At 63.8% G+C, this 5,675-nt stretch carries 8 protein-coding genes; 4 read left to right on the plus strand and 4 right to left on the minus strand.

Annotation, left to right across the window (positions count from 1 at the left end; all coding sequences use genetic code 11):
- Together CH256_RS10100 and CH256_RS10105 are read right to left on the minus strand one after the other, a co-directional pair.
- The coding region (locus CH256_RS10100) for a pirin family protein (protein ID WP_179272060.1) at nucleotides 1–283 on the minus strand (283 nt) is incomplete at its 3' end.
- Entirely contained in the window at nucleotides 280–732 is a 453-nt protein-coding gene (locus CH256_RS10105) for a MarR family winged helix-turn-helix transcriptional regulator (RefSeq protein WP_094669507.1), read from the minus strand. The genes CH256_RS10105 and CH256_RS10100, both read right to left, overlap by 4 nt.
- Before the next feature lie 85 nt (nucleotides 733–817).
- Here CH256_RS10105 and CH256_RS10110 point away from each other — a divergent pair, with 85 nt between their 5' ends.
- Nucleotides 818–1,309: a VOC family protein gene (locus CH256_RS10110; RefSeq protein WP_094669508.1), complete on the plus strand. Its 492-nt coding sequence runs from the start codon at nucleotides 818–820 to the stop codon at nucleotides 1,307–1,309.
- A 29-nt stretch (nucleotides 1,310–1,338) separates the two neighbouring features.
- Nucleotides 1,339–2,121 (plus strand): pirin family protein, encoded by a 783-nt coding sequence (locus CH256_RS10115; RefSeq protein ID WP_094669509.1) that lies wholly within the window; start codon nucleotides 1,339–1,341, stop codon nucleotides 2,119–2,121.
- Between the two features lie 6 nt (nucleotides 2,122–2,127).
- Here CH256_RS10115 and CH256_RS10120 read toward each other — a convergent pair whose 3' ends face one another.
- A complete protein-coding gene (locus tag CH256_RS10120; RefSeq protein WP_094669510.1) occupies nucleotides 2,128–2,931 on the minus strand; it encodes an SDR family oxidoreductase in 804 nt (267 codons plus the stop codon).
- A 35-nt stretch (nucleotides 2,932–2,966) separates the two neighbouring features.
- On the opposite strand from CH256_RS10120, the gene CH256_RS10125 reads away from it, so the two are divergent.
- Together CH256_RS10125 and CH256_RS10130 are read left to right on the plus strand one after the other, a co-directional pair.
- The gene (locus tag CH256_RS10125; RefSeq protein ID WP_094669511.1) at nucleotides 2,967–3,767 is read left to right on the plus strand and encodes an ABC transporter ATP-binding protein; all 801 of its coding nucleotides are present in this window, start codon (nucleotides 2,967–2,969) and stop codon (nucleotides 3,765–3,767) included.
- Nucleotides 3,764–5,347: an ABC transporter permease gene (locus CH256_RS10130; RefSeq protein ID WP_094669512.1), complete on the plus strand. Its 1,584-nt coding sequence runs from the start codon at nucleotides 3,764–3,766 to the stop codon at nucleotides 5,345–5,347. The genes CH256_RS10125 and CH256_RS10130 overlap by 4 nt, the downstream gene beginning before the upstream one ends.
- On the opposite strand, the gene CH256_RS10135 is transcribed toward CH256_RS10130, so the two are convergent.
- Nucleotides 5,339–5,675, minus strand: a 337-nt coding sequence (locus CH256_RS10135; RefSeq protein WP_143536549.1) for a sugar O-acetyltransferase, incomplete at its 5' end; no start/stop codon positions are given. The genes CH256_RS10130 and CH256_RS10135 overlap by 9 nt on opposite strands.

The following is a 5,675-nucleotide window of genomic DNA, read 5'->3' on the forward strand; positions in this document are numbered from 1 at the left end:
TCATTCTTTGAATCAGCCCGGGGCGGATCAGCCCGGAATGGCCCTCGGAATCGGTGTGCGCGAGCGTGCCCTCGAGTATCCACGTGAGGATCTCCATGTTCCGGTGCTCGTGCGAGTCGAAGCCTTCCCCGGGAAAGACGGTGTCCTCGTTGTGCACCATCAGCAGCCCGTGCGCGTTCGCCGCCAGGTCGTAATTGCCGGTGGCGGGGAAGGACTGTCTGGAGTCGAGCCATTCGTTCCACCAGTGATGCCGCTGTTCGCCGGGAATGTGGGTGAGGGTCACGACGCGTGGTTCCGCATTGCCGAGAAAGTGCGGGTGAGGGCCGCGAGATCCTCTGGGTTCACCAGGTCGAACATGTTCTCCCGCACCGCTGCGGCGTGCCCTGGACTGGCCTCGGCGAGGGTGCTGAGGCCGGACTCGGTGAGTTCGGCGGACATGCCCCGCTTGTCGTCGTCGCATTTGACGCGTCGAACCCAACCGCACTCGACCAACCGGCTGATGGCCCTCGTCACGCCGCTTCGAGTAGTGGTGACGGCGTCGGCGAGTTCGCTCATGCGGCGTCGGCGATCGGGCGCTTCGGAGAGCACCACCAGCAGCTCGAAGTCGGTGAACGAGATACCGGAGTCGCGAGTGAGCTGGTTGTCGAGATCGCGAAGCAGCAGCCGCGTCGCGTCGAGGTATGCGCGCCAGGCCGACTGTTCGTCCTGGCTGAGCCACCGTGGGGATTCCATGGGTCCATATTAGTTGACAACGCAACTACTCGGTGTACTGTTCGTAGTAGTTGACGAAGCAACTACTTGACCGAAGGGTAGAGCGATGACCGAGACAGATCAGCACACCATCCAGCGTGACCGCATTCGTGCCCAGCACATGAAGCCTGCAGGCGAGCGGCCCGCGTCGTCGGCCCGGGGACTGCATCACACCGCGTTGGTCAGCAGCGACGTCGAAGCAACGGTTCGCTTCTACCAGGATCTTCTCGAGTTCCCGCTCACCGAACTGATCGAGAACCGTGACTACCCGGGCTCCTCGCACTTCTTCTTCGATATCGGCAACAGCAACCTGCTGGCGTTCTTCGACTTTCCCGGACTCGACGTCGGACCGTATGCAGAGGTGCTCGGCGGCCTCCACCACGTGGCGATCAGCGTCGAGCCCACCAGGTGGGAACACCTGCGTACCAAGCTGATCGACGCCGGAGTGGAACTGATCGAGCACAGCGAGGTCTCGCTGTACTTCCGCGACCCCGACGGTGCGCGTCTCGAACTGATCGCCGATCCACTCGGTGAGATGTACGGCTCGCACGTTCTCTGACCCCATACTTCGAGATTCGAGGCAATGACATGACCTCTGCAGCAACCACACTCGACGTCCGGCGGGCCGACGAGCGATTCAAGACCAAGATCGGCTGGCTCGACTCCAAGCACTCCTTCTCCTTCGGCCACCACTTCGATCGTGGCAACACCCACCACGGCGTCTTGATGGTCAACAACGACGACATCGTCACCCCCGGGCAGGGATTCGACACCCACCCGCACCGTGACATGGAGATCGTGACCTGGGTACTGCAAGGATCGCTGGTGCACCAGGATTCGATGGGCCATTCCGGCGTCATCTATCCCGGCCTCGCGCAGCGCATGAGTGCGGGTACCGGAATTCTGCATTCGGAGAAGAACGATTCGTGGCGACTCGGCGATACCGCCGGCTCGTATTCGGGCAAACACGGCGATCCTGTTCGGTTCGTTCAGATGTGGGTTGTGCCGGACGAGCAGGGCATCACTCCCGGCTACGAGCAACTCGAAATAGATGGCGAATTGCTCAGTGGTGGCTTGGTTCCCGTGGCATCAGGCATGGCCCATCATGCGGACCACGCGGCGATCCGAATCAAGAACAAGTACGCCGCCATGCACGCCGCGCGTTTGCAACCGGGACAAACCCCGGTGGATGTGCCCGACGCCCCGTTCGTGCACATCTTCGTCGCCGAGGGTGAAGTGATGCTCGAGGGAGTCGGTGTGCTTGCCGCGGGCGACGCCGTGCGGATATCCGGAGGCGGCGGGCAGAAACTGAGCACCGCAACCGGAGCCGAAGTGATCGTCTGGGAAATGCACGCGGCGATCGCCGGGTGACGTCGGCTACCGCTTCAGGCCGAACATCTTCGCGATTGTCTTCTCCATGAAGGTCGCCGGGAGCAACCGCCGCGCCATGAACACGATCGGTGCGTTGCTTCCTCTGGCGTACAACGGTTTCGGCTTGTCGGCCTCGATGGCCTTCAACACCACCTCCGCGACGTCCTCGGCGGAGATGCCGGTTCCCTCCTTGCGGTCCAGGGACGAGATCGCGGTGTGGAAGTCGTCTCGGTGGACCGAATCCGGTGCGATGTACTTGGTTCGTCGCTCACTGATTCCGGTGTTGATCGAGCCCGGCTCGACGGTGGTCATCCACACCCCGAAGGGTGAAAGTTCCAGGCGCGCGGCATCGGAGAAGCCCTTGATGGCGGCCTTCGTCGACGCGTAGGACGAGCGGTAGGCGAGCGGGAAGCTGGCCAGCATCGATCCGATCATCACGATGCGGCCGTATCCACGCTCGCGCATACCGGGAATGACGCCCTGGGACAGCGTCACTGCACCGAAGACGTTCAACTGGAACAACCGCTCGATGGCATCGGTCGGCAGCTCCTCGAACGGCCCGGACTGACTCTCACCGGCGTTGTTGACCAATACGTCGACGACACCGAGATCGGCGACGAAGTTCCGGATCGACTCGGCATCGGTGAGGTCGAGAGCGCGATACTCGACGCCGGTGGCCCGTTGCGCGTCGGTCATCGAGTCCGGATTGCGGGAGGTGCCGATCACTCGATACCCCCGGGCGAGGAGCGCCTGCGCAACCGCGCGTCCGATACCCGACGAAGCTCCGGTGACCACTGCCGTGCGATTCATGCCCAGATGGTACCGGGACGGCTGATCGATACCGGATGACGAACCGTCCCATACCGGTTAGTCTGTTACCCGTGCAAACGAATTCTGCTGCCCTGCTGATCGAGCACCTCTGTATGGCTTTCGGCCCCAAAGTTGCAGTCGACGACCTGTCGCTGATGGTTCCACCCGGTTCGATGTTCGGACTCGTCGGCCCCAACGGCGCAGGCAAGACGACGTGTCTGTCCATGGCGGTCGGCCTGCTCAGGCCACAGTACGGCCGAAGTCTGGTGTTCGGACGAGACGTCTGGGCCGACCCCATCGCCGCGAAAGAGCTACTCGGAGTACTGCCCGACGGGCTCGCTCTGCCATCCCAGTTCACCGGCCACGAGCTTCTGACCTACTTCGGACGACTGCGCGCGATGCCCGAGGACGTGATTGCGCAGCGTCGGGACGAGCTGTTGGACGCGTTGGATCTTGCCGACGCCGGGGGAACCGTCATCGCCGACTACTCGGCGGGTATGACCAAGAAGATCGGACTGGCCTCGGCGCTGCTGCACGGCCCCCGGCTGTTGGTGCTGGACGAGCCCTTCGAGGCGGTCGACCCCATCTCCTCCACCACCATTCGCACCATTCTGGTCCAGTTCGTTCGCTCCGGCGGGTCGGTGATCCTGTCGAGTCACGTGATGGCGCTCGTCGAGCAGCTCTGCACCCACGTCGGCGTCATCACCGGTGGCCGAGTCGTGGCTGCGGGAACGGTGGACGAGGTCCGCAACGGCGGAAGTCTGGACGATGCCTTCGTTCGCCTGGTCGGTACTCGCGAACAGAACCCCGACGGCCTGTCCTGGATGCGCTCGTGACGTCTCTCGGTCGAACCGTCCTGCAGATGCGAATCACGCTCTACCGCAGGCAATTCAGGGGCGGCCAAGCAGTGGTGAAAAGCGTGTTCGGGTTGCTGGGGCTGGTCTTCGCGGTATTGGCTTGTGTGTTGTCTGCGCGCAGTGGGGCCTCGCAGGTGTTGGTCGGCGGCACCGTGAGCCTCGGGCTGACACTGATCGGTCTGAGCTGGGTGCTGTTCCCGGTGCTCTCGGGGATCTCCGACGACAACATCCAGCCCCGCCACTTCCAGATGCTGTCGGTGAAACCTTCACGCCTGGCGCATGCCCTGTTGGCCACCTCGGCGTACGGGATGCTGGTGCCGTTGACGGCCATCGCGACCGCGTCGATCCCGATCTACGCCGTGTCCCGTTCTCTCGCAGCACTTCCGCTTGCCCTGGTGGCCTGGCCTGCGACCGTCGTACTCTTCGTGACGCTGTCCAGGGTGGTCACCGTGGCGATGTCTCAGCTACTGAAGAGTCGGCGTACTCGAGAGCTCGCTCTGCTGGCGTTCGGTGCGGTGTTCGGCGGCCTGTACTTCCTGCAGTTCCCCATCACCCAGAACTTCTCTCGGGTGCTGTCGGGCGAAGTGACATGGCCTCTGACGCTGGCACATTCGATTCCGTTCAGCTGGGGCATCACCGGAGTCGACGCTGCGCTCGACGGCAACTGGCCTCTCGCAATCGGCGCAGTGGCAGGCCTGCTGCTGCTCGACGTCGCAGTGGTGTGGGCGTGGCAGCGACTTGTGCTGCGGCTCTTCGAGGGGCGGGTGTCCGCCTCGTACGGCGCGTCGCGGAAGCAGACGGCAACGAACGGGCGCAACAGCGACACCGGCTGGCGCGCTACCCGTGTCGGCGCGGTGGTGATGCGGGAGTTGTCCCTGTGGGGCGGCGACGTGCGTCGTCGAAGCCAGTTGCTGTCGGTGCTGATCTTCACGGTGCTCGGAGGCGTCGGCCCGTTGCTGACCGACTCGATTCCGTTCAGCGCAGCGTGGGGTGCGTGGATGGTGATCTACTTGGCGATGGGCGCGGGGTCGAATCTGTACGGCCTCGACGGCGGTTCGATGTGGCATCTGGTGATGATTCCGCAGGCTCTGCGCGACGACGTCCGTGGTCGGCAGATCGCGTGGCTGATGGTTGCGGCACCGTTCGCGATCGTGTCGACGACGGTGGTCCGAGTGTTCGGCGACCTCGGACTCGACCGGTTGGCGGTCCCCATCTCGGTGACGCTGTCGATGCTCGGCGTCAGTGCCGGGCTCATCGTCGTGATCTCGGTCCGTGCCGCCTACCCGGTCCCCGAACCCACCAAGGCCTTTTCGCTGAACACCCGAGGGTCGTTCAACGGAGGTTCGTTCGCATTGATCTTGCTGTCGATGGTCGTACTCGGAGTGTCGGTGGTGCCCGGTCTGCTGCTGGCACTGCTCCTGCCCGGTGCGTTCGCGTACCTGTCCGTTCCCGTGGCCGCGGCTATCGGATGGCTGGGCATCTGGTGGGGCGCCCGGATGGCCGTCGACACGCTCGTCGGTGACTCCGACAAGATCTTGCACGAGGTGATCTCACGGTAGGGCGCGAATGGTCCGACACGGGTTTCCGGCAGCGAAGGTGTGCGACGGCACGTCCCGGGTGACAACGCTGCCTGCACCGATCACCGAGTTGTCGCCGATCGTGACGCCCGGGCACACGATGACTCCGCCGCCCAGCCAGACGTTGTTCCCGATGACGATGGGAAGAGCACTCTCCCAGCGTGTTCGGCGCGCCTCGTGATCTTCCATGGGGTGCAGCGGCGTCAGCAGTTGTGCCCGTGGTCCGATCGACACATCGTCACCGATGGTGATGGGCGCGCAGTCCAACAGGATCGCGTCGTAGTTGAGGAAGCTGTTCGATCCGATGGAA

This window comes from Rhodococcus sp. 05-2254-6 (genome assembly GCF_002258565.1).
In the GTDB taxonomy this organism is placed as follows: Bacteria; Actinomycetota; Actinomycetes; order Mycobacteriales; family Mycobacteriaceae; genus Rhodococcoides.